At 38.1% G+C, this 25,676-nt stretch carries 21 protein-coding genes; 2 read left to right on the forward strand and 19 right to left on the reverse strand.

Features of this window, described 5'->3' with window-relative positions:
- Positions 1 to 76: 76 nt before the first annotated feature.
- The 3 genes from QZR90_RS02715 to QZR90_RS02725 form a co-directional block, all read right to left on the reverse strand.
- Positions 77 to 1,612, reverse strand: coding sequence for a hypothetical protein (locus tag QZR90_RS02715; protein WP_295788498.1), 1,536 nt, complete (start codon positions 1,610 to 1,612; stop codon positions 77 to 79).
- Positions 1,613 to 1,788: 176 nt separating this feature from the next.
- A complete protein-coding gene (locus QZR90_RS02720; RefSeq protein WP_295788500.1) occupies positions 1,789 to 2,277 on the reverse strand; it encodes a lecithin retinol acyltransferase family protein in 489 nt (162 codons plus the stop codon).
- A gap of 442 nt (positions 2,278 to 2,719) precedes the next feature.
- Positions 2,720 to 2,854, reverse strand: a complete 135-nt coding sequence (locus tag QZR90_RS02725) for a rubredoxin (RefSeq protein WP_295788502.1) — start codon at positions 2,852 to 2,854, stop codon at positions 2,720 to 2,722.
- A gap of 529 nt (positions 2,855 to 3,383) precedes the next feature.
- On the opposite strand from QZR90_RS02725, the gene QZR90_RS02730 reads away from it, so the two are divergent.
- Both QZR90_RS02730 and QZR90_RS02735 read left to right on the forward strand, forming a co-directional pair.
- Positions 3,384 to 4,325 (forward strand): nitronate monooxygenase, encoded by a 942-nt coding sequence (locus QZR90_RS02730; RefSeq protein WP_295788503.1) that lies wholly within the window; start codon positions 3,384 to 3,386, stop codon positions 4,323 to 4,325.
- 128 nt (positions 4,326 to 4,453) lie between these two features.
- The gene (locus QZR90_RS02735; protein WP_307984882.1) at positions 4,454 to 4,999 is read left to right on the forward strand and encodes a gamma carbonic anhydrase family protein; all 546 of its coding nucleotides are present in this window, start codon (positions 4,454 to 4,456) and stop codon (positions 4,997 to 4,999) included.
- 79 nt (positions 5,000 to 5,078) lie between these two features.
- On the opposite strand, the gene QZR90_RS02740 is transcribed toward QZR90_RS02735, so the two are convergent.
- The 16 genes from QZR90_RS02740 to QZR90_RS02815 form a co-directional block, all read right to left on the reverse strand.
- On the reverse strand, positions 5,079 to 5,402 hold the full coding sequence (locus QZR90_RS02740) for a hypothetical protein (protein WP_295788507.1): 324 nt from the start codon (positions 5,400 to 5,402) through the stop codon (positions 5,079 to 5,081).
- A 55-nt stretch (positions 5,403 to 5,457) separates the two neighbouring features.
- Entirely contained in the window at positions 5,458 to 5,955 is a 498-nt protein-coding gene (nrdG, locus tag QZR90_RS02745) for an anaerobic ribonucleoside-triphosphate reductase activating protein (protein ID WP_295788509.1), read from the reverse strand.
- A 210-nt stretch (positions 5,956 to 6,165) separates the two neighbouring features.
- Entirely contained in the window at positions 6,166 to 8,316 is a 2,151-nt protein-coding gene (gene nrdD, locus QZR90_RS02750) for an anaerobic ribonucleoside-triphosphate reductase (RefSeq protein WP_295788511.1), read from the reverse strand.
- A 368-nt stretch (positions 8,317 to 8,684) separates the two neighbouring features.
- Complete coding sequence (locus QZR90_RS02755) at positions 8,685 to 10,151, reverse strand: AMP-binding protein (RefSeq protein WP_295788514.1); 1,467 nt, start codon at positions 10,149 to 10,151, stop codon at positions 8,685 to 8,687.
- A gap of 43 nt (positions 10,152 to 10,194) precedes the next feature.
- Complete coding sequence (locus QZR90_RS02760) at positions 10,195 to 11,547, reverse strand: beta-ketoacyl synthase N-terminal-like domain-containing protein (protein WP_295788516.1); 1,353 nt, start codon at positions 11,545 to 11,547, stop codon at positions 10,195 to 10,197.
- 203 nt (positions 11,548 to 11,750) lie between these two features.
- Positions 11,751 to 12,269, reverse strand: coding sequence for a biotin transporter BioY (locus QZR90_RS02765; protein WP_295788518.1), 519 nt, complete (start codon positions 12,267 to 12,269; stop codon positions 11,751 to 11,753).
- Positions 12,270 to 12,298: 29 nt separating this feature from the next.
- Positions 12,299 to 13,183 (reverse strand): hypothetical protein, encoded by an 885-nt coding sequence (locus QZR90_RS02770; protein ID WP_295788520.1) that lies wholly within the window; start codon positions 13,181 to 13,183, stop codon positions 12,299 to 12,301.
- A 336-nt stretch (positions 13,184 to 13,519) separates the two neighbouring features.
- Positions 13,520 to 14,404 (reverse strand): UTP--glucose-1-phosphate uridylyltransferase GalU, encoded by an 885-nt coding sequence (gene galU / locus QZR90_RS02775; RefSeq protein ID WP_295788522.1) that lies wholly within the window; start codon positions 14,402 to 14,404, stop codon positions 13,520 to 13,522.
- A 252-nt stretch (positions 14,405 to 14,656) separates the two neighbouring features.
- The gene (locus QZR90_RS02780) at positions 14,657 to 16,291 is read right to left on the reverse strand and encodes an LptA/OstA family protein (RefSeq protein WP_295788524.1); all 1,635 of its coding nucleotides are present in this window, start codon (positions 16,289 to 16,291) and stop codon (positions 14,657 to 14,659) included.
- Between the two features lie 29 nt (positions 16,292 to 16,320).
- Positions 16,321 to 17,529: a hypothetical protein gene (locus QZR90_RS02785; protein WP_295788526.1), complete on the reverse strand. Its 1,209-nt coding sequence runs from the start codon at positions 17,527 to 17,529 to the stop codon at positions 16,321 to 16,323.
- Between the two features lie 142 nt (positions 17,530 to 17,671).
- Positions 17,672 to 18,115 (reverse strand): hypothetical protein, encoded by a 444-nt coding sequence (locus tag QZR90_RS02790; RefSeq protein ID WP_295788528.1) that lies wholly within the window; start codon positions 18,113 to 18,115, stop codon positions 17,672 to 17,674.
- A gap of 180 nt (positions 18,116 to 18,295) precedes the next feature.
- Complete coding sequence (locus QZR90_RS02795; RefSeq protein ID WP_295788530.1) at positions 18,296 to 21,208, reverse strand: insulinase family protein; 2,913 nt, start codon at positions 21,206 to 21,208, stop codon at positions 18,296 to 18,298.
- 257 nt (positions 21,209 to 21,465) lie between these two features.
- Positions 21,466 to 22,695, reverse strand: a complete 1,230-nt coding sequence (locus QZR90_RS02800; RefSeq protein WP_295788532.1) for an aspartate kinase — start codon at positions 22,693 to 22,695, stop codon at positions 21,466 to 21,468.
- 157 nt (positions 22,696 to 22,852) lie between these two features.
- Positions 22,853 to 23,245 (reverse strand): class II SORL domain-containing protein, encoded by a 393-nt coding sequence (locus QZR90_RS02805; protein ID WP_295788534.1) that lies wholly within the window; start codon positions 23,243 to 23,245, stop codon positions 22,853 to 22,855.
- Between the two features lie 211 nt (positions 23,246 to 23,456).
- Complete coding sequence (cobO, locus tag QZR90_RS02810) at positions 23,457 to 23,999, reverse strand: cob(I)yrinic acid a,c-diamide adenosyltransferase (RefSeq protein ID WP_295788536.1); 543 nt, start codon at positions 23,997 to 23,999, stop codon at positions 23,457 to 23,459.
- Positions 24,000 to 24,215: 216 nt separating this feature from the next.
- Positions 24,216 to 25,670, reverse strand: a complete 1,455-nt coding sequence (locus QZR90_RS02815) for a cobyrinate a,c-diamide synthase (protein ID WP_295788582.1) — start codon at positions 25,668 to 25,670, stop codon at positions 24,216 to 24,218.
- Positions 25,671 to 25,676: the final 6 nt, after the last annotated feature.

Raw genomic sequence — 25,676 nt, forward strand, 5'->3', positions numbered from 1 at the left:
CCTTTACCAACTATTCCTCTAAATAAATACATAATTAACTCATAATAACGTCCCTAGATATAATCATAGAATAAAATTACAATTCAGGTGTGGATGTATTCATTCCTCTATTAATCATATCTAATTTTAAACTTTCCAAATGGAAAAACACCGTATTTGATAATGCCTTATTTCGTTCATCTTGTATATAATCATATCGGTACGGCTTTAAACCAGGCCCTGTATAATATCTGTGAATCACAAACTCTTTTTTCTCGTTTTGACTATATGTCATATAGATTGGAAGTATTTGAGTTGTACCACGCCATTCACCATATTTTGCATCTGCATTGTTTTTATCTGCATCATTAACTACTAAACCAATTACTACAGAGTGATAGTTATTTTCTTTGTTTGGATATAACTTTCCATAACTAGAGAAAATATTTTCTTCTGTTGTTTTTCTAACATCAACTAAATTAAATACTTTATCGAATTTCTTATTATACCCATAAATGGTCATGCCATCACTTGTATTGGCTAATGCTATAAATCCATCATCATCAATCTTGGATGTTGCTAAAATATTAGCACTTACCCCCTTTACTCTTAAAACTGAAGATGCATCGTCTATGGAATTTAATCCTTGCTTTTTTGCTTTTTCCATAGTTTCAGATAAGGCGTTATCCGATGAATCTTTAGCATTTGCTGCTATGACCCTATCGGCAGGAGTTAATGCTGGTGGATTATCAATTAAATAGCGAGTGTATAGACCTCCTGCTATCCCCCCTATAATCATAAGAGCACCTACTGCAATTCCTATTTTCCATTGATTTACTCGTTCGCGTTTTTTATAAGATAATACAATAATCGTAATACCTACAGCAATCACAACAACTAATCCAGCCACTGCTACAATTATGTTATAAGTATGATAAATTCTAAATTGGGTTTTTATTTCTAAATCTTTTCCATCAACAATGGCTTTTTTCACATCCCAAGTCAATGTCATATCATTATTACTAACTTTGTCTGCATTATTTGAGTCAGCACTATACGGTAAGTTAAGAGTAAATTCCGCCTTCATAGATTCGACTATTACAGCAACAGAGTTATCTACCATGCTATTAAGCTGATTATTAACTTTATTTACCTCTCTAGCTTTTAACCCCCAATAAGGATCTCTTCTATTAAACTCTGGCTCTACAGCAAATTTAATATTTGATTTAGGTGCTTCGTAAGTTTGTCCTTTCATATATAAGTCAAATGAATACGTATCATATAAATAACCACGCTTCACTCTAACTCCACCATGATTTTCATCACCATTTAAAAGGTTAATCCCAGACTTAACTGCATCATTAATAGTTGTAAATCTTTTTTTCTCTGTTAAACCAGTATCAGTTCTATTTACATCATAGCCCAGTTTTCTCCCATTTTCAGCCTCTTCATCCAATGCTTGTTTTACCCCTGGGAACATATTCTTAGCGCTAGATGCTACCCCGACTTCATTAACAATACTGATACTTCCATCTTTGTTAACTGTATAATCTGAGCGTATTTCACCACACCCAGCACTAACTAACATAAATAAAAGCAAACTTCCTACACCCATCAATTTCATTAACCGCATATTAATTTAACCCCTTAAAATTAATATATAAAACAAAAAAGTAATTACATATGTGTTTCTTTCTTGCTTATATTAAAATACAATAAAAACTTAAATAGAGTTAATTGTTCAATAAAATATAATTTTATATCCATTGCCCTAAAGTTCAAATTTAATTGATATTATAGTTTATTGGACTAATATTGAGCCTCCTCCATAAAAATCTGCTTCTCCAAACGCTTTGAATTTATAATGAATCCTATAATAGGTATACCACTTATTAAAAACTCAGCTGCAGTACCAATTTGACTAGATGTAGCAAGTCCAGTTTTACACCATAATGCAAAGTGTTCACAATTGTTCCATAACAAATTGTAATCTGCAGTTCCTAACTTTGACTTAGCTCTTCTTACTGTTTCACTAGGTGAATAAAACTTATAATTCCCCTCATCAAATAATCCATAATCTTGGAAAAACGACAACAAATGCTCAGGGTTAATTGTAAATATAATATCTTCCCCTTTAAACTTTGCTATGGTTGTTTCGGCGACCTTAGGTCGCCCCTCTATTTTATCTTTAATAGAAGATTCGTAATGAATAATTCTATTCCCTCCAACATATATCCCGTAATGTTCATAACCGGTTCTTTTACAAAAAACAATATCGCCAGGTACTATTCTCCTCATACTAAGCTCCTTTAGCTAAAATATTTTAAAACTAAGAGATTACTATGTACATCACCTCATTACTTATTCACAATTATATCAATAACACTTTACATTGAAAAATTTATAGCTTTAAAAATCTTTTACTTGAAAATAAGGCTATAAATCATTTTTCCATATCATATCACTTTCCATATGCTTACTTTTTAATTAAGCTTACTAGTAAGAAAAGCACTTTAAAGCCTTTAGATATGGGCACTTTTATGTAATCATATTTTATCGTAAGAGGTAGACAGAGCTCTGTCTTAGTAAAATATATAAAATATATTTTTTACTCTTAAAGAAATCAAGTAAAAATGCCAAAAAAACAAGGCGTATTATGACTTTAATTAGCCACAATACGCCTAAAGAAAAAAGCCTCCCATTTAGGAGGCTTTTCTTAAACAAGTATTACTTGTTGTTATTACATTTTTTCGAATTGATCTTTGCCTACACCGCAAACTGGGCATAAGTAATCAGCTGGTTGATCTTCGAACTTAACACCTTCAACTGCTTCGTCATAGATCCAACCACATACTACGCATACATATTTATCCATCTTCACTTGCCTCCTTTCACTTTTAATAGACACTCTATCTATGAATTAAGTGTATCACAAACATCGATAATATTCAATATCTTTTTTCTAATTTTACATTTTTTTAAAACCCTTATTTTATCTAGGTTTTTAGCCCTTTTTCAAGTTCTTAAAATAATTTTTTTGCTTAATTAGAAAAACTATACCTCTCACTTTTCAGCCTATATTATTTACTCATTTCCGGCTCATAAGGCACACATGAAAAGAGGCATATTATGCACGCTCCTACAAGATAAAATTAAAATACAAAAATTTAATCTCTCCAACTACTCAATCTACACATTAATTCAATATATCAGTCAAACGTCTCAATCCTGTCCTACTATAACATAAAGGCAACGAATATATAATTTCCTATATCTAGATTTTTCTATATTTTTTCTTAAAAATCTTTTATAATATAAGAGTAGTTAATATTAATTTTCAGTTACTTCATTTTAGTAATGAAAACTCCAACTTACACCATCCTATTTAATAAAAGGAGGCTTTTATGCAAACAAAATTAACCGAATTATTAGGTATTCAATATCCCATCATCCAAGGAGCTATGGCTTGGACATCTGAACATAAATTAGCTGCTGCCGTAGCCAATGCTGGCGCTACTGGCGTTATTGCATCAGGCGGTCGCACTGCCTATTGGGTACGTCAAGAAATCCGCAATACTAAAGCACTTACAGATAAACCATTTGGTATCAATTTAATGCTCATGGCAGATAATGTGCAAGAAATTGTAGATGTAATTTTAGAAGAAAAACCTGCCTTCGTAACTCTTGGCGCAGGCAATCCCGTACCATTTATCGAACCTTTACAATCTGCCGGAATTAAAGTTATTCCTGTAGTTCCTAATGTAAAATTAGCTAAGCGCGTTGCCGCTGCTGGTGCCGATGCTCTCATCGTTGAAGGCCTCGAAGCAGGCGGTCACATTGGTACACAAACAACTATGGCCCTCATGGAAAATGTGTTACCAGAAGTGTCAATTCCTGTCATCATCGCCGGTGGTATTGCGGATGGTCGCGCCTTAGCCGCTGCCCTCTTAATGGGCGCCGAAGGTGTTCAAATGGGTTCTCGTTTTATCCTAGCTGAAGAATGCCAAATGCATGACAATTGTAAAGAAGCCATCATTAATGCTGTCGATACAGACTCTGCCGTTACTGGCCTTATGAGCGGTCATGGTGGTGTGCGTTCCTTAAAAAGCGAATTTACAGCTAAATATTTAGAGCTTGAAAAAAATGGTGCTCCTAAAGACGAACTAACTACGCTAGCTAAAGGCACTAATAAACTAGCTGCTGTTGATGGCGACATTGTGAACGGTGCTGTCCAATGTGGTTTAAGCTTAAATCGCCTTACTAAGGTAGAACCTGCCAAAGTTATTGTAGACACTGTTATTGAAGAAGCTAAAACGGCCATTAAAAGCGCTCAACGTTTTATTTAATATAAAAACTTGATATACTAATATTGATATAAAGCCCATGCTATTTTGCGCACTGCGCACCATTAGTAGGGCCTATTCAAAACTACTATCAAGATACTGTATCAATACGTAGAACGGAGATGTCAATCATGATGCGTTTTAATGGAAAATATCCAAAATTAGATAAAAAAAGCCATGTTATGCCTAGTGCACAGTTAATTGGCGACGTAGAATTAAAAGAATATGCTTCTGTATGGTTTAATGTGACTGTGCGAGGGGATATTAATAAAATCGTTATAGGCCGCTATACTAATGTGCAAGATAATGCAGTGCTCCATGTAGATTCCGATAAAGCTTGCATTCTCGGGGATTTTGTAACTGTTGGCCATACAGCTATCGTACATGCCTCCACTATCGAAGACAATGTTCTTATTGGCATGGGATCCGTTGTTCTCAGCGGTTGCCATATTGGCACAGGCTCTATTATTGCAGCCGGCGCTGTAGTATTAGAAAATACAACGATTCCACCACATTCCTTAGTTGTGGGCTGCCCTGCGAAAGTCATTCGCACAGACGAAACACAGATTAAGCGCATTCACAACCAAGCGTTAAAGTACAAGCAATTGTGGACTGAAAAATATGGCTTCCTTCCTGATGCAGATGGCGAAACTTATGATGGTTCAACTATCGTCTAGAATAAGCGTTAAAATTTAATATATAAATAGGCCACCCTAAGACTTGCTTTATTTCGTAAGTCTTAGAGTGGCCTTATTTTTATTTCTCCTCATCTAACTGTGGAATCCCTAAGGTAAAGTGAACCACAACCTCTGGATACCCTTCTACAGGAATCCATCCTCGCAATTTATCAGCGCTAGGGCGATCAACTTGTGCGGCCTGCTGTTTCAACGCTGCAAACTTCTTACAATTTCGATGAATCTCAGGGCTACCTACACGAGCACAATTCCCTTCAGCTACAAAGCCAAATGCAGCCGCCTTTTCATTAACTGCTAATACTTTATTTTTACTATCGATTAAACGAACCATCCCTGGAAAATTATCCCACATCTGATGAAAATTCTTTATTAATTCTTCGTACATCTCTCTCCTTATAAGTCTCCGTATATGCCTCTGCCCTTATAATTGCCAATGCGACCTAATTCATAGCAATAACGATATCCCCCTGCGCCAAGCTCTTTTTCACGTCAATAATACGTTGATTCTTAGACCCTCTAAAGCGAAGGCTCGGATCTTTTAATTCATCAACAAAACGGCCATCTACTAAGATATCGCATTGTTCAAGTAAGGCCTTCTTGGCTTCACAGGCAATAAGTTGCTCCCAAGTATACCCTGAATAGGCCCAAATGTCTTTTGTAGGGGCCGCTTCTCTCACTTTTTGAACAACTGGTAAAAGTCCATCTACATTTTGAAAGGGCTCTCCACCAAGCAAAGTTAGGCCTGCCACATTAGGATCTGTTACATAAGAAAGAACTTCGGCTGTCTCCTTATCAGTCCATAACTGACCTGCCTCAGGATTTTGATATTCTTCATTGAAACAATTAAAACATTTATGAGTACAACCAGTTACAAAAATGGATGTGCGAATGCCGGAGCCATTAGCAATATCGTATTTTCTAATCTGACCATAATTCATAATTTCGCCTCCAAACTACTAGTTTAACTCCTATTTGAGCACTACTTAATCACGAGTCTATAACTCTATCCCTTTTCCAATCTTTTCTCTATATTTTTCTATGTTTTTTTATGTTTTCTCTATATTTTTCAATATATTGAATCCCTTTATAGATAAAATAACAGGTCATGCTATACATGACCTGTTATTTATTTTTATATGCTAACTGTGTTAAATGTGCATAACACGATCTTTGATTTCCTTAGTTCGACCTTCATTCCAGAAGTTTTCTCCTAAGTAACCACAAGTACGACGGATAACGGTGAGTTTATCACGATCTGCATTATGACAGCGAGGGCATTCCCATTGATTGTCATCATTAACCTTGATTTCACCATCAAAACCACATACATGACAATAATCAGATTTAGTATTAAATTCAGCATAAGAAATATTATCGTAAATATACTGAATCATAGTCAATACAGCCGGAATATTATTGGTCATGTTAGGAATTTCAGCGTAGGAAATGCAGCCACCAGTCGATTTCTTTTGAAATTCTGACTCAAATTTAAATTTATCAAATACATTGATTTCTTCGCGCACATTTACATGATAGCTATTGGTGTAATAGCCTTTATCTGTAATGTCTTCAATTTCACCAAAACGTGCCCGGTCAATCGAGCTAAAGCGATTCGTCAAGCTCTCTGCTGGCGTACCATAAAGAGCAAAGCCCATATTATGACGCTCTTTCCAAGTCTGAATCGCTGCATTTAAGCGCTCCATAACCTTCATAGCAAAAAGGCGGCCCTTTTCTCCAGTATTTGACTCACCGGTGATTAATTTAGTGGCTTCATACATGCCAATATAGCCCATGGAAATAGTCGCATAGCCCCCTTTTAAGAATTTGCCAATAGGCTCACCTTTTTTAAGACGTGCAATAGCCCCATGTTGCCAATGAATTGGCGACACATCACTGGTTACATTTTTCAATAAATCATAACGAAGCAATAAAGCTTTCTCTACTAAGTCTAAACGTTTATCTAAAATTTCAAAGAAACGCTGTTCACTATGACGTGCTAAAATGCCAATTTGAGGTAAATTCAAGCTAACTACGCCCATATTGAAGCGGCCATCAAATACATAGTGGCCTTGCTCATTTTTCCAAGGAGACAAGAAAGCGCGACAGCCCATAGGACTAAATACATTGCCTTCGTAATTTTCCTTCATTTTCTTCGCAGAAATATAGTCTGGATACATGCGTTTAGCCGTGCATTGAGCAGCTAATTCAGTTAAATAATAGTACGGTGCATCTGGATGAATATTGTGTTCATCGAGCACGTAAATTAATTTAGGAAAAGCTGGCGTAATATATACATTGGCTTCATTTTTAACGCCAATAATGCGTTGTTTTAAAATCTCTTCGTCAATGAGTGCCGCTTCCTTAGCGTATTCACTATTAGGGTCAAAATGCATAAACAAAGTAACAAATGGAGCCTGTCCATTAGTTGTCATCAATGTGTTGATTTGATATTGAATCGTTTGAATGCCATCTTTGACTTCCTTGCGCGTACGCTTCCAAGCAATTTCTTTGGCCTTTTCCATATCTGGTTTGATGCCATAGATTTCAACTTGCTCTTCCAGTACATTAGCTAAAATTTTATCGTAAGATTTACGCACAAATGGAGCTAAAATGCGGTCGATGCCATTGATACTTTGCCCACCATATTGCCCTGATGCCACTTGCGCAATAATCTGAGTCGTTACAGTACACGCCACTTGGAAAGATTTAGGCGTATCAATTTTCTTGCCATTAATGACAGTGCCATTCGTAAGCATGTCATTCAAATTAATTAAGCAGCAATTGAACATAGGCTGAATAATATAGTCCATATCATGGAAATGAATAGCACCGCTATCATGAGCCTGCACAATATCAGCAGGAATTAATTTACGACGTGCAATATCCTTGCTCACTTCCCCAGCAATCAAATCGCGTTGCGTTGATACAATAGCTGCATCTTTATTAGAGTTTTCGTCTAAAATTGCCACATTACTGCGGTCTAACAAGCCAAATACATCTTCGTCAGTCGTATTCACTTTGCGCTTAAAACTCTGTACGGCTTTATAATTTTCATAGGCTCGAGCAGTCGCTGGATTATGGTATTCTAACAGTTTGTAGTACACTTGATCTTCAATAGCATAAATAGTTAATGCTTTATCAATCTTATGGGCGTATTCTTCAATTTCATTAGCAATACGATCAGCAAGACCTGCTTCATATAAACCAGTACTGCTATTCATGGCTTTTTCAATTGCTATTGCGATTTTTGTTTTATCAAATGGTACCTTTTGGCCATCCCGTTTAATTACCTCTAACACAGCTATGCCTCCTATAGTTTCTTCATTTTATACAATATATAGTATATAACCAAAGCGTAAATAACTATTCTCCTGAAAAGAACAGAAAAAAATTAAGTGACTACTAAGAGTCACTAGCTCTTATATGCCAGTCCCTACTAGCTCTTTTATTTTTACACTTATAAAAAAGATATTGTATAATTAAGTTCTTGTTAATTATACAATATCTTGTAGCGCATTTCAATATTTTATACTATATATAATAGGCATAAGGAAAAATGAGGTTTGGCACCTCTCCGCGAAAGTCTTCTCGCTCTACTTTATTTTCCCGATTTTCATGCGTCTATTTGCGTTCTAATAAGCGGCTCTACCAATTAATGACTGGTTTGTCATTTTTCTGCGCGTTCCTCATAGAGAGCACGTAAAGCCCCTAAATCAATTTTTGACGCATTCGTCAGTGGTAACTCTTTAAGCCAGAATATATGCTTTGGACATTCCTTTGGTAAGAAACGTTTATGAATGGCTCGACTAATTGTTTCAGCCAAAGCCCCTTCAGTAGGCACTATAAAGGCTACAGGCTGTGCTCCACGCAAGTCATCGTCCACAGCTAGCACTACTACATCATCTATGCCATCAACGCATAATAGTTCTGATTCTAAATAAGGAAGAGATAATTTATAGCCCCCACGATTAATAATCGCATCGGCGCGGCCTTTAAAATATAAACGCCCTGTAGCTGAAAATTCACCCACATCGCCTACAGAGAACGGTCGATCTATACCTTCAATACCATATGGCGTATCTACTTTAATGCAGGACTTTTCATCTAAACTCACCGAGACTCCTTTAAAAGCATATCCTACTGTATTAGGCTCTTCAAGCCACTCATCAAAGGTGCAATACGTAATATAATTTAACTCACTGGCCCCATAATATAAAATACATTCGGTTTGTGGCTGTTTCTTTTTTAAATTTAATACTAGTTTATAATCTAATAATTGTGATCCCGTAAAAATAAGCTGAAGTGTAGATACATTGTCTTTTAAACAAGGTAACAGCATGCGAAGTTTCGTCGGCAACACATACATGTGAGTAACGCCCCATTGCACTAATAATTGGTACCATCGCTTAGGTCGTAACACTCCCGCCACAATCGTGGTGCCACCAGCATAGAGCATGGCTAATAGACTATTCAAATTACCTGTAAAACTCATGCTCCCATGGATAAATAAGATGCTCTCAGTTTGCACTTTAAACACGCGATTTTGCTCGTCAAAAAAATCCACCCAACTCCTTAGACTACGCCAAAGCACCTTAGGCAGACCGGTGGTACCTGATGTAAGCACACCAAAAGAGGCCTGCTCTGGAATGGCTAATTTAGATATATAAAATGAGCTAGTCTCACTAATCAGAGCTTCCTCCTCCGCCATTTCACAGCCCTTATCTACTAGACTATAATCAACTGACTCTAATTTATAACGAGTCAATAGCTCACCACGGCGCTTTTCATTTAAATCAGCATGGCAAATAATTGGTCTACGCCCTTCATAAATAGCCCGTAACCAAGCAACTAATTGTGATTTTATATTATACGTTTGGATGAGTTCTACTACGGAATATCTCACTCCATTTGATATGGTAGTTTCAGAATTAGTGGCAGTTTTAAAATTAGTGTCATTATCAGTCTTAGTAGCTTCATTAGTTTTAATATTATCTTTCACGTCCCAAGCCCTGGTAATTTCATCCCATAAAGCTTTATAGCTTATCACTTCATCTTCAATGACTAGTGCGGCCTTTTGAGGCTGTGTGCGACTATATAATTCCAATCGTTGAAATAATTCATGCTCTGTTCCCAAAAGTACAACCTCCTCTAGTCAAGGAAAACGAAAACAACTACGCCTATACCTGCCGTTCAATTAGCATGGCTACGCCCGTGCCACCAGCACCAGCTATAGCGGTCACACCATAATGGCCATCACAATGCTTCAAAGCAGCCATCAAATGCAATAAATTCACAGCCCCTGAAGCACCATAAGCATGACCATACGCTAAAGCTCCGCCCAATTGATTGTATTTGTGCACATGTTCTTTATATGCTCGTTCGAAAAGTACATCAATGACTGCAAATGCTTCATTCCATTCCACTGCATCCATATCGTCCATGGTCAAGTGATTTCGTTTCAAAATAGCCTCCGTACTCTGCCACGCCCCTTCTGGACTTAATTGTGGTGCTCCCGCCCAAGGTAAAATATCTACAATTTTAAATTCTTGTGGCTCTGTAGTTAAACCTACAAAGGCAGCGCCATCATGAGTGTAACAAGTATTGGCTGCCGTAAGCAAAGAGTCTCTATGTAAAATAGGTGGCATTCGATCTAACAATCGCTGAGACATGCGAGACTTAATACTTTCATCCTTAAAATCAGAGCGACTCAATTCATATCTCATAACATCTTCTAATCCAGCCTTCTCATAGTCCATAGGAGGGACAAATCCAGCTGTCTTATGATCCATGTTCGCGACTAATTTAGCCGTCTTATGCTCCACTAATTGATTCGTCTTATGCTCCACTAATTTAGCCGTCGCCTGTTCCATGATTGAACCTAATTCGACTTTTAAAATAGAGTTAGGCACAATATACTTCTCCAGAAGCTGTTTCTCCTTAGCTTCTACAGCTAGAGAATGACTTCGCAAGGTCCAAAAATCTAATTCCTCTTTAGTCATACTATGTTTACAAGCTGTAGCATGGGCCCCTTCTAACATCGTTGCAGGCGAAAGAGTATGTGGCGAAAATTGTGCCACCATATATTGCCCATTTGCCTTCTCATGGTCTGCATTATACGGCATCTGCTTAAAGCGACTATCCTCAGGACTATATACGCGCATTGGCTGCAAAGAGCAACTCTCCATACCGCCAGCTATAAGATTCTCTACTAGTCCGCTGCGAATAGCGCGAAATCCTTGCCCTATAGCCATGGCTGATGAAGCACATTGCATGTCTACAGTATAACTGGGTACTGCTTCGCCATAAGCGGAGTACAAAGACATAAGCCGCCCTATATTCCCACCCGTGCCGACTGCATTACCACAGATAATTTCCTCTGCCTTATAACCTTGGCGATGCAGTTCATTTAATACGGCAGCACCTAAAAATTCTGGCCGTATCATTTTATATTGTCCCTTATAAACACCAATGGGCGTCCTAAGGCCGCCCATTATATATACATTGGGAAAAGAATTTACTTGTTTTACCATTCCATACCCTCTTATATATGTTATTCTCAAAATATTCTCTAAAATACTCTTTAAGTCAATACTTTCAATATGCCTTAAATCAATACTAATACTTGTAATATACCTTAAACAATATGAATACTCGCAATAATCTTAGACTCAAGGCCAAGATTAACAATACACTTTAAATCATTTCAAATACTAGTAATACGTTGTAAATCAACCTAAATACCAGCCCGTTTCATCGCCACTGCAATCCACGCAGCAATAAAACATTTTACAATGTCTAAAGGAATAAATGGAGCGGAAAAACTCCAAAATGCTTGCATGAAAGATAAATTACTATAAATCATGCCCCCTGCCATGCCCATTAAATGAGTAATTGGAATTGTAATAATAGTAGCGCGAATAAAGTAAGACAATACTTTATTTGGCCCCTTAAAAATACTCAATAATGTATAAGCAATAGGAAAACTCCAAATGAATCCCCCAGTAGGTCCAAACAATTTAGCCATGCCACTAGCACCACCTGTATATACAGGAAGACCAATAGCGCCTAATAATACATATAAGCACAATGTAATAAATGCTTCTTTAGGTGGTAACATCAAACCGATTAAACAAAATACGATCGTCAAGGCCGTTACCATGCCTGGCACTAAAGGCAATGGAAAGGATAAAAATGCTGCAATCCCACAAAGGGCTACTAGCAAGGCCATTTTAGTAATTGTTCGAGTATTCAAAATCTACACTTCCTTTATAATAATAAATGCTAAGATTTCCATGTAAGCTTAGCTGTAAATACTATTTTATTTTCTACTTTAGCTGAAATATTTCGATCTGTTTCGTCCAGTTCAAATACCAGCTCTTCATTGGCATGTACAGGTGCTCTAAATTTCATATCGACTTTCTGTATAGTAGTCTGACTTAAGTCTGTAGTCGCTTGAAACTCTGTAACCTCTTGAAAAACCGTAATTCCTTGAAAATCCCTAATCCCTTGAAAATCTGCTTTTTTACATAAGACTTGCGGTATACACTGCAATAATAACTTCTCCAACAATAAGCAGCCCGGTACTACATAGGGCGCATTACGATGGATAAGATTTTCATCCTCCACAGCAAAAACAAAGTCCAATATCTCTTCTTTTGAAATGACTAGAGGTTTTATTCCTTCACCACTCGCACTAGACATGCTCTTACACTCTACAGACAGTGAAGTTTTATAATCACTTGTATCTCTCTGTATACGTTGTACTAATTCACTTAATTGCATATTACAGGCCTGCATGGTGAGCCAAAATGCCTTCTTATTATAGTCAACTGATTTAGGAATAGACTGTTCGTAAGAAAAAGCAGTAGTATTAGCAATCACAGTATTAGTATTAGTATTTGTATTAGTATTAGTATTAGTCTTAGCAGTAATAGTAGCACTATCATCTAAAGCATACTCTTTACTTAGCCCAACAGCCTCGCTACATTTACCCAGGGATTCACTATTTCGTGCTTCTTCGTCACATCCACAAGAGGGCGCCAGCCATTGCCAAGTTAATTTACCAATGACAACGTCCTTGGGGCAATCCGGATAGGACTTGATGAGCGTTTTAAACAGTGTACGCAAAGTATTTTGCGTGTACTGCATTATTACTGGACCGTCCATCTTAGCCTCCCTACTGGCGCCTACCTATAAAATCCCTTACAATCTGTTTTGATTATATATAAGCTAGGCTCTTTTGTCAACCCAACTAAATTCATTAGTTAACTATATGTTAACCATCCATGCATCAATAGCTAAATGGATTTATAACTTGGGGCACAAGCAGTACTGCAGCTCATCCTGTTTTATCACAATCAAAGCGATACACTATATCCATATAAAAAACTCCCTATGAACTTTTCCTAGCTCATAGGGAGTTTTACACTTTTACACTTTTACACTTTTATTACTTTTACACTTTTATTACTTTTACACTTATATTACTTATATTACTTTAGCTTAATTTTCTTTATCTTGCTCTAAACTATTAGCCAAATTTAGCAAGTACTCTTTAAAATCTTCACCGCATAATGGTGATTGTAAACCATACTCCACAGTCGCTTGTAAATAACCCAAGCGATCGCCAATATCATAACGCTTACCTTCATAGCTTAAAGCATATACTTTGCCAGAAAGTCGTGCTAAGGCATCAGTAAGCTGAATTTCATTGCCAGCTCCCTGTGGCGTATGCTCTAATAATTCAAAAATTTCAGGCTCCAATACATAGCGCCCTAATACCGCCAAATTAGACGGAGCTAAATCGCGACTTGGTTTTTCAACTAAACCTTCCACTTCATATAAATTAGAATTAATAGGCTTGCCCGCTACAATACCATAAGAACTTACCTTATCCTGTGGCACATACTGTGCCCCTAAGATAGTGCCACCACGTTCATTATAACAATCAATCAATTGCTTCAAGCAAGGATATTCAGGATTATATACCACATCATCACCAAGAAGCACGGCAAATGGTTCATTGCCTATAAATGCTTTAGCACAAAGCACTGCATCACCTAAGCCTCTAGGCGCCTTTTGGCGGATAAAATGAACGCGAATATTCGCCAAAGACCGTACCATATTAAGCTGTTGTTGCTTCCCTTGTTGCTGCAATAGTTGTTCTAATTCCACGCTCGTATCAAAATGGTCTTCAATAGCTCGCTTATTGCGCCCTGTAATAATAAGAATTTCTTCAATGCCAGAAGCTAAGGCTTCTTCTACAATGTATTGAATGGCTGGTGTATCAACAATGGGGAGCATTTCCTTTGGTTGTGCCTTAGTGGCTGGCAAAAATCGCGTACCAAAACCGGCCGCCGGAATTACAGCTTTTCTTACAGTTTTCATAATAAGACCTCACTTAACCAAAATAAATCAAAAATCCCCTTGCGATCTCTCACCTAAAGACCATTTCTCATAGCCCATATAAGTCATGACTCATAATTTTACATCTTATATATCACTTATTATTCACAATTTTGACTGAATAAGAGACTCTATATCCATGCAGCAGCACATAAGAGAAACCTGTCATACCTAAATATGACAGGTTATTGCGCTATATTCTAAAATACTCTAAATTCTAAAACACGCTATAAATTAAAAGTCTTTTGCTACAATTGTATAGCTCCATTTCTTCTGTTTCGACTGATATGTCAACCAACCTTCAAAGGAGTGCATATCACGGTACCAAGTATAGTCTACATAACGAAGCTCGCCCGTTTGAACATCGCGTTTTAAAATAACGCTAAGTCTATCTAAGCGACTTACTTGCACAGAGAAACCTGTTGTCCAATTGCGACGAATGTCAATTCGGTCAAATGGATATGGCGAATTAGATTTCGCATCAATATTATGTTGCTTATAACTAGACCATACTCGAATTTTGTCATTAACTTTCCAGTTTGCACTGACACCCCAATAAGGCATGCTACGCGTTAAATCATTATAACCATAATGATCTCGTTGATAACCTAAATGGAAGCGTAAGCTTGTATTCTTAGTTGGGCGAATCGCATCATGGCTTAACTCGCCTTTAAACATATAATGACTGCCCTTAATATAGTCTTCTTTCCAATAGCCTATATTACCTTCACCACGCACAGTAAATGGGGTGCTACCAATATGATATGTATTAGTATAGACGGAGAATTCAGGGCGCTTTTCAACCCATACAGTACGGGCATTAAGAGTCGCTGATTCACGACTTACGCCAAAGCGCATACCGCCCCAAGGGAAGTAATGACGATAACCATAACTTGGCTTAAAGCCTTCCTTAGTCATCCATTGATATTTGAAGAAAAGCTCTCCATGTTCACCTATTGGATATTCAATGCTGCCTTTTAAGCCAAAGCCATCATCACTATTATACGTAGGACGAGGAATAAAGCTAAAAACATTTAGCTTAGACTCATCTTTACGCAAGGATACTACATAGCGTGGCATGCTCATTATCTTACCATTTTTAATGAAGAACCTAGCATCATTAATAATGGCTTTATCACCAGGATATACTTCAATAGTACTACCTTCAATACGATAATCTGGTACACCTTTGTAAGCCATAGCATGTTTAGTTGTAACCCAGCCATCAGTTATAAGCCCTGTATTTCCATCAAATTCGGCTTTTTTAGCCTTTACATAATAAGGCGCTGCAAAGCCTATAACATCAGGTGCTACCATTGCATTAGTGCCGCTATTAAATTGTAAATTAGCCCCTGTAAGATCCTTGGTTTGTCCCTTATCCTCTAAAAAGCGAAATGGACCTTCTGTTGTATAGTCTTGCGTCTTGCTATTGCCTAATAATTTATCAGTATATAGCTCACGATTGCCCTGGCGAGCTTCTACAGTACCTACAGCGACTACATTGCCAGTTAAATCACTATAATACATACTATCTGCATCAACGCGCACCGGCAAAGTCGCTGGATCTTCAGTAGGTTTTGGTGTACCGCGACGAACTACTTTAATAGGAGGGTTTATTAAATCATCCTTTGTATTCATCGTTACAGCCGTATTTTGACTATATTCTACAGCTGCATCCTCTTCTGTATAATCTACGACTCTAACAGTTGTAGGCGTTGTTGTATGTAAAGCTAATGCCGATGCACCAGTAGTATTCTGACTGGCTGCATCAACTGCATCCTCTGTGTTAGTATCGGCTGCATGCACTGCCACCAATGGCATCAAAACTAAGGCCGCACTTAAAGCATATTTCGCTTTCTTCCTTACCATTTACTAATTACCTCATTTATGTAATATTTTTAATTTCGTTTTACCACTACAATTGGTTGAGATGGTGCTGTAGCTACATGAGTAGATTCTTCTGCCTGATCTTCGTCTTCAACAGTGTCCTCTTCTACTTCTTCATGAGTTGTATCTTCTTCTACGGCCTCACTAGAAGTATCGTCTACATGCTCTTCTACTACTTCTTCGTGTTCATCAGTAGCACTAGTGCTTGTCTCATCAGCAGGCACTAATGTAACTGGTTCATCTGGATTTCCTAATTCATACTCATCGTAATTAGACTCCGTAATAGAACCGCTCGTACCATGAGGTAAGCCATCGCCACCAACGACTACGCCTTGTACAGTTACTACTTCTTGCGGCTGTACATAAATAGTAGAACCTGCAGGTAACTCAACATTCTTACCTTTTATAAAGAAGCCCCCCACAAGACCTACTGGCCCAAGCAATACAGCACCTGCCACAGATGCACCAGCAGCTTTTAATTCTTGTTTAGTCTTTTCCTTGGCTTCTTCACCTTGTATTGCTACAAAGGATTCACCATTAATAGTTGGCACTGTGTCAAATACAAAGTCCAATTTACCATTGCGGCCAAAGGAAGAGGCTGATTTAATCTCAGACACATGACCTTTGCCAGTCGTTCCAGCAGGAACTAAGAGGACATTGCCATCCATAATGTCTTCAGCAACAGTGAATTCAAAGGTATCACCTACTTTATTAGTTTTTGTAGAAATAGGTGTATCTAAAGTCACTGCAAACACTTCAGAGCTATTAATAGTCCCTACTTGTGAAGTCAGCTTTAAAGGCTTGCCATTAATCGTTTTGCTTAGATTTTGAATGCGCGCTTCTAATGAGCCAGTTTCGATGCGCCCATTAACACTGCGCTCTAATTGTTCCACACGGGATACTAGCGAACCAGCGCCCACCTTATTTTGATAAGACCATTCCTGCATAGCTAGTTTTTGCTCAACTGATATTTTGCCTTGACCATCGCCAGCAATAGAACTATATAAGGACTCTACGCGGGAGGTAATAGTGCCTTCAGTTTGTTTACCATATACAGTTTGGCTAATCTGATTTACTCGATCTACTAAAGCTCCTACTTGAGCAGAACCATAAATAGAAGTTTCCAAAGCATCTGTTTTTTCTAATACAGTCTCTGGTGCAGCCCAAACTTGTCCTGAAAACAATGCTGCCACAGCTAACAGTACGACTTGTTTTTTCATATTTCCTCCACGGCTATTAGAATCACAAGCCTAAAGCTAACTATATACTAAGTTAGCTTCAGGCTATAACGAGCTCTCTATGTAAAACTTACTTGATTTCTATATCTAGTCAGATTTCTTAACTACATATCTTAACTATACATTAGATTTTAATATCAATAATAGCAGATACGCCTACACCTTGAATACGAGTAGCGGATGTAGGATTTTTGCTATCAATTGGCACTAAACCTTTAATACGCGCTACATTGTTAAAGCTAGCTTCTAATTGTGCTACTGCTTCTACGCGTTCTACTTCAGATGCTGGGCCAGTTACTTGAGCTGCCCCGATATAACCGCTAGTACCTACACTCACGATAGGAACTACTTTAGTTGTATAGGTTGTACTTAAATTGTTTTGACTTAAAATTTTATTTAAGAAGTCATTGATTTGACCACCAAATTTATCCACCACAATACCAACGCCACCAACTTTTAACGCACCACCTAAAAAGCTACCTAAATTGAAAGCTTGTGTAGTGGCTACCATGCCGCTGGAAAATGTAAGAGACGCTACAAGAGCTGTTGCTAATAATTTCTTTTTCATATGTATTTCCTCCTTTTAATAGGCTCCTTGGACTTTACTTCTCAATTCACTTCATAGTAATTGTAATACTAAAGTTCAATGCCAAGAGCAATTCAACACATAGAATAAGCAAGCCCTAAGCTCACGCCTAGGGCCTTTGCTCATTCATTAAATTATACCATAAATCGACAATTTTGTCCTTTATTGTGGCAAGGTATTCACTTGACCAAGAACAGAACTTGCATTTTTAATTTTTTGCTCATTCCCCATAACACTAATATGCGCATCGCCCATAACAGCTTCTACTACATCAGCTAAAGCGCGAATATCTTCTGGGCGTGTTACAATCACGGCTTCTCTAAATTTCTCAGCAGCCCCTTCATTATTTTCGCCAAAGTACAAGCCCATAGCTCGTGGACCACGAAGCGCTGGTGTCATCGGAATATCTAAATTACTCATGGTACCAATAATGTATTTTCTCATTTCACGATCTGAAATTTCAAACTTACGAAGGAAGTCAGCCAATTCTTTATACACATTGAGTGTTTCTGTCAAATTAGGATCGCGATAAGAGCAAAGTACCATGTTGCCATTGTTGTAGAAATTAGCAAAAGCACCATAGGCACCACCTTGTACACGGATGCGTGTCCACAAGTATTCATAGCGCAGAATCGTTTCCAATACGCCCATTGCCCCTACATATTTAAAGCCATGGTCTTTAAAGTTACCACCCTGAGCAACATATTGAACTTTACCAGCTGTAACAATGCCTTCATTTTCATACGTTTGAGTTAATTGTAGCTGATTTTCAGCATAGGTTTCATGAGGCCATGCTGGCAAAGCTTCTGCCATTTGTGCTTTGAACACTTCATATTCATGGGCTTCCCCCACAAACATGATGTCCACATTATTAGCGCGGAAAATTTTCTTTGCTACAGCAGTTAATTTATCTCCCATTTCAGCTAAAGCCGCTTTATCTTTTAGGGTATCCGCTAATTGTTTAAAATAGGAAAGACCGGTTAAATCGCGGAACTTACCAATATCAGACACCTGTGCCATAACGCGATTAGAAACAATTGTATGACCGCGGCGGAACGCTTCTGTTTCCCAAACCGTCTTAAGCTCACTTAAGAGCTCTACTAAACGACTTTGATCCTTATAAGAAGTAGCCGTTAACAGCTCAGAAATAATACGTGTTACATCAAAGAGTTTGCTATGTAAAGCTTTAGCTCTTACTACAAGCATAGGTACAAAGGCTTGACGTTCATTATACTTAGGAAGTCCCACTACATCAGTACTAAAACCGCCTAGATTTAAGTTAATATCTTTAGCTACCTCTTCATAAGAGCGCGTTTCTGTATTAACGCGAGCTAAAATATCACTGATTACATTGGCATAAAATAACTCATCTTCAGTTAAACTATTGAGCTTGAAGTAAAATGCTGTATAGTTAATGCCCTTCGCATTAGTTGGCACAAAATGTAAACGCGCTGCGTCTACCTCTTCATCGTGTCGCTCAATATGCTCTACTTTAGGCGATAAATCAGATAATTCTAAAAGCGGAATTGTCGCTAATGCTTCTTCTGTATCCGCTGTCGCTTGACGCTCTTTAAGCTTCTTAGTTTCCTCCACAATTGTTTCAATTTCAGCAGCACTCATACTAGCTTTTACAGCGGCTAACTTTTCACGCTCAGCTGCTTCTTTAGCTTCTTGCAAGCCTTTTTCTGGATAAATGGACACTAAGGCTTTATGATTATTTTCTAAAATGCACTGACGAATTAACTCTTCAAAATAGTTTGTCTTAAGACCTTCGCGAATCGCTGCTAATGCCGCATCATAACGAAGTACCGCTACTGGATCTTTGTCATAAATCCATTGATCCATAACGCGAATACTATAAGCAAGACCAATTGGACGACCACCAAAATCAGCTTCACGAAGAGCAAATTCAGTAATATTTAAAGATGCTTCTAATAAAGTTTTATCAAGCCCTGTATCGACCATGCGAGACAATTCAGCCTCTACTAGCTCTTGTAGGCGCTTTTGTTCCTTCATTTCAGAACCACTTACAGTAATATTCCAAATTGGCTGACGCAAGCTGTCTAAGAAGTAGCCACTGATGTCGCTACCAATGCCTGCTTTTACCAATACTTCTTTTAATGGCGCGGCCGGTGAAGTCAATAAAGCATGAGTTAAAATATCAAAGGCTAAGCTCTTCTCCACGTCCATGTCTGGCATTACATAAGTAAGGGCATGCATAGTCTTGCCTGCAGGATCATCTTCTGAGCCAATACCGTAGGCATAGGAAGCCACTTTGCCTTCTTCAAATGGAGCTTGAACTGCAATTTCAGAATCTACTGTAATAGCATCAAAATTAGCTAAATACTCTTCATCAATAAATTTCAGTTGCTCTTCAATATTCATCGTGCCATATAAGAACATATAACTATTAGATGGATGATAATATTGTTGATAGAACTGTTGGAAGCCTTCATAAGTCAAATCAGTAATATGGTCTGGATTGCCGCCAGAGTCAACGCCATAAGTTGTATCTGGGAACAGTTCAGCCATCATATGAGTGTCTAAAATGGAATCGGCTGAAGAATATACACCCTTCATTTCATTATAAACAACACCTTTATAAGTCAATTCATCATCAGCAGAGTCTAGCTCATAATGCCAGCCTTCTTGCATAACAATTTCTTTATCCGTAGCTACGCGTGGATAAAATACAGCATCTAAATATACATCCATTAAATTATGGAAATCTTTATCATTTTTAGAAGCCACAGGGTACATGGTTTTGTCTGGATAGGTCATGGCATTTAAAAATGTATTAAGAGACCCTTTAACAAGTTCCACAAAAGGCTCTTTTAAAGGGAACTTACGCGAACCACACAATACGGAATGCTCTAAAATATGAGCAACCCCGGTGCTATCCTTTGGTGGCGTGCGAAATGATACGGAAAATACTTTATTTTGATCCTCCGCATCAATATATAAGAGGCGAGCTCCTGATTTTTCATGCTTTAGTAAATAGGCATTACTATTAAGTTCTTGAACTGGCTCGATTCGTTCCACACGAAAGCCAGAATATATTTCATTTTGTTTCATATATAACGCTCCTTTTAACATATATACTCAAATGTAATTCATTTTATAATAATTCTTTTTACAGTCTTTTATATACCTTTTATTAGTGTAGAAATACCTACCCAATAAATAGGTTACTCTTTAATAGTATCACAAGTGATAGATTTTTTCATTATGAAAACACAAAAAACTCACTTTATCCAACTGCTTTAACACATTAAGAATAAAGTGAGTTTTATATATTTTAAATAATTTACAATGCCTTACTAAGCCTATTCTTAGCCGCGATTATTCACCACTAAATTGTCATGAATAGCACGGATAGCATCTTTAACACGCGCTTCATCGATTAGACAAGCTACACTAATTTCAGAAGTAGAAATAATTTCAATGTTAATATCTTCTTCGCTGAAAATGCCAAACATTTGCGCCGCAATCCCTGGTTGACCTAGCATGCCAGCCACTACGATAGATACTTTAGCCATGCTTTCATTGATACTGTAGTCTTCCATTTGAAGATTTTTCTTTAATTCTTCAATAACATCGCGCGCTAATACTACATCGTCACGCGTAATAGTGAATACAATATCAGTCACTTGATCTTCAACAGTGCGAATGCTCTGTACAATCATATCTACATCCACATTCTTATCCGCAAGGCTTTGGAAAATAGTATGTGCCACGCCTGGTTTATTTTCAACGCCAATTAAAGACACTTTAGCTACATTTGTATCATCTGCTACACCAATTACAGTGCGTTTATTCTCTTCCATAGTATAATCCTCCCGAATAATTGTCCCTTCATTATCACTAAATGTAGAACGTACATGAATAGGCACGCCATAACGTACGCCCATTTCAACTGCTCGAGGTTGCATAACACCAGCGCCTAAGCGAGCCATTTCTAACATTTCACCATATGTAATCTCTGGTAATTTAAGTGCATTCGGTGCAATTCGTGGATCTGTAGAATATACGCCTTCCACGTCGGTAAAGATTTCACACACATCAGCCTTCATTGCCCCCGCTAAAGCTACTGCAGTTGTATCAGAACCACCACGACCTAATGTCGTAATATCGCCAAAATCAGTAATCCCTTGGAAACCAGCCACGACTACAATATTGCCTTCATCTAAGGCAGCAAAAACACGGCTAGGGTCAATATCTAAAATGCGCCCTTTACCATAATTGTCACTGCTCACAATACCAGCTTGTGCGCCAGTCATAGATACAGCCGGCTGTCCTTTTTCCATAAATGCCATAGACATTAAAGAAATAGTAATCTGTTCGCCTGTAGACAACAAACGATCCATTTCACGCCCATAAGGACGAGAGGTAATTTGTTTAGCTAAACATACTAAATCATCGGTAGTGTCACCCATGGCCGAAACAACCACTACTATGCGGTCGTCTTCTTTTTTATCGCGCAACACGCGATTGACTATGTTGTAGATTTTTTCTGGCGTAGCTACTGAACTACCGCCAAATTTTTTAACAATTAAGGCCACAGCAATCCCTCTTTACTTCTCAAAATAACTAAATAACTATACATACAATTCAAAGCGTATAAAAATATATAAAAGTACTTTACCATATATTGGACTCATCTGTAAAGCAAAAAGCAAAGAAAAAGCCGAGCTTGCGCTCGGCTTTAGTTCGTATTAATTATTTTACTACGATATCTTTTTCAGATTCCCATAAACCATGGATATTGCAGTAAGAAGTAGCAATTAATTTACCAGATTTTTTGAAGCTTGCTACAACAACGCCTTCTGCTTCAGCAAATACAGGGCCTTCGTTAGCGCCTGCACCAGCTTCGCCATGTACATTGAACTCTAAGCGAGCTACTTCGTAAGGAAGAGTTGTGCCTTCTTCTACATAGTATAATTTAATCCATGCAATGTGATGTTCAGTAGTATTAGGATGTGCAATATCTTTGCCCACTGCTAATTCGATGCGAACTTTTTCACCTACTGCTGCTGTATCAGGTGCAGTAATTACAGGAACGTGTTTCTCATTTTTGAAGTCTGCAGTTTTTACATAGTTACTTAATGCCATGATTATAACCCCCTTGGAGATACAAACAATCTATAAGAACTCTCTTATAGTCTTAATACATAATGATTACCTATAACCCATTAATACTATTGGTCACTAATGATAATCATTTATCTACAATTCAATTATACGCATGTATACATATTTTTTCAAGCATCAATTCTATAATATTCGATATAATTCATAAAATGCAAACAGTCTGAATTAACACTTAAAACTCAATGCCTTTTACTGCTTTAATGCCTTGCTCATAGGCATGCTTAATAGGTTCCATTTCTGTCACTGTATGGGCTAATTCAATAATTTCAGGTTTTGCATTACGGCCTGTCAAAATTAGATGTAGCCCTTCAGGTTTTGATTTTAACAGATCCACTACTTTAGCTAAGTCTACAAGCCCAAAATCGATGGCATAGTTAATCTCATCTAAGACAATTAAATCCCATTGGCCAGAGCGAACTTCTTCTTCCACTTGCGTCCATCCAGCTGCGGCCGCCTCTTCATGGGCTTTTATTTCCTCAGGACTTCCCTTTTGTTTATGGTATACAAAGCCCTTGCCCATTTGGCGCAACTCAATGGCAAGCCCTGCTTTCTGAAGCGCTTCAATGCTGTTGAGTTCACCATATCTCATGGAGCCTTTTATAAATTGTAAAATCAACACCCGTAGCCCCTGCCCAGCTGCTCGAATAGCAGTACCTAGAGCTGCCGTAGTCTTACCCTTACCTGGCCCTGTGTTGACTAAAATTAATCCGTCCATACTCTACCTCATACAATCTAACATCTATCTATAGTATTCTATTTATAATTTATAGCATTCTATTTTTAATAGTTTAATTTATAACCTACTTCTAAAGCATGTTTCTATAGCATACTCATCTACACCATGCTTTCTCTTTAACTTGCTTCATCTATAGCTTGTTTCATATATGTATCTATTTAGTCTATATCATTTAATTTTAACTTTTGCATACACTTACTTGCCTACATACTGTCTTGCAGCACTTAAAAAGCTCTCCACCGCCTCATCATTGCCGGCAAAATTAATATGCAAATAAGAAGCTAATAAAGAGCCCTTGCTATAACCACCTGTATAGATTTGACGTTGCCGTCCTCCTTCAAATTGAAAGGCCCAAGGAAACTCTAATTCGTTTATGCTTAATTCCATAGTGGAGAAATGAAATTCATGGCCTCGCAAAGTCATGCCCTTAGGACCTAATATAGTATCTTGCAAAGCTGTAGCTTCTACATAGCCCACTCGTTGCAAAGTATCTTGCATAGCGCAAATAGCTGGCACAAGCCCTACCATAGGGAGCTCCTGTTTTTCAAAATCTACTACAGCTTCTGTTAAGTACATGAGTCCACCACATTCAGCATAAATAGGCATTTGATTGGCGGAAGCCTCGCAAATCGCCTGCTTCATAGCTTCATTTTGGCTCAACTGGGATAAGAACATTTCAGGAAAACCACCGCCAAAAACTAAGGCTTGCACATTAGGCAAGGTCTTATCCCGCAAGGGACTAAAATAAACGAGCTCCGCACCTCGTGCTTCCAATGCCTCTAAGCTGGCAGGATAGTAAAAAGAAAAAGCTTCATCATGAGCAATACCAATTCGAACAGACGCTATCAAATTAGGCGCGACTTTGTCCACAGCTAACTCATGTGGAGCTACTGTTGCTGATATGTCCGCCTCACTTTCAATAGCAAGGTCTTTAACTAAGGGCTTTGCCGATTGTGCGACGTCTAGCAAAGCTGGAAAGTCTATACTCTCTGCCATGCATTCACTGATGACCTCTAAAGTAGTGCTCACATCTAGCTCCGTAACAGGCGTTAGACCTAAATGACGTTCAGGCGATTTCATGCGCTCATCACGGCGAATAACACCTAGCACAGGAATATCTAATCGCTCTAAAGCCTGACGTATCATAGCTTCATGATTAGCACTACCAATGCGATTTAATATGACGCCACTAAACAATAGGTCTTTATCATAATCACGAAAGCCTTTAGCAATAGCAGCCGCGCTTTCACCCATAGCTTTACAATCAATGACGAGTACCACTGGTGCGTGTAAGCGCTTAGCAATATCTGCCGTAGAGCTTACACCATCTCGTCCCCCATCATAGAGGCCCATAACACCTTCAATGATAGCAATGTGAGCGGACTCACTCGTCTTTGCAAAGAAACCACTTAATTTATGAGCCGGTACCAGCCAGGTATCCAAATTGTAGCAATCGCGACCACTGGCTTCCTTATGAAAGCCTGGATCAATATAATCCGGCCCCACTTTAAAGGCCTGCACTTGTAGCCCTTCATTAGCTAAGCATCGCAATATACCTGCCACAATCGTAGTCTTGCCAACACCTGAATTAGTGCCAGCTATAACAACACGAGGACAAGAGATTTGACCTACATTATCTTCATCAGCCATTGTAGC

Origin of the sequence: uncultured Veillonella sp. (genome assembly GCF_900545795.1) — a bacterium.
Lineage (GTDB): Bacteria > Bacillota > Negativicutes > Veillonellales > Veillonellaceae > Veillonella_A.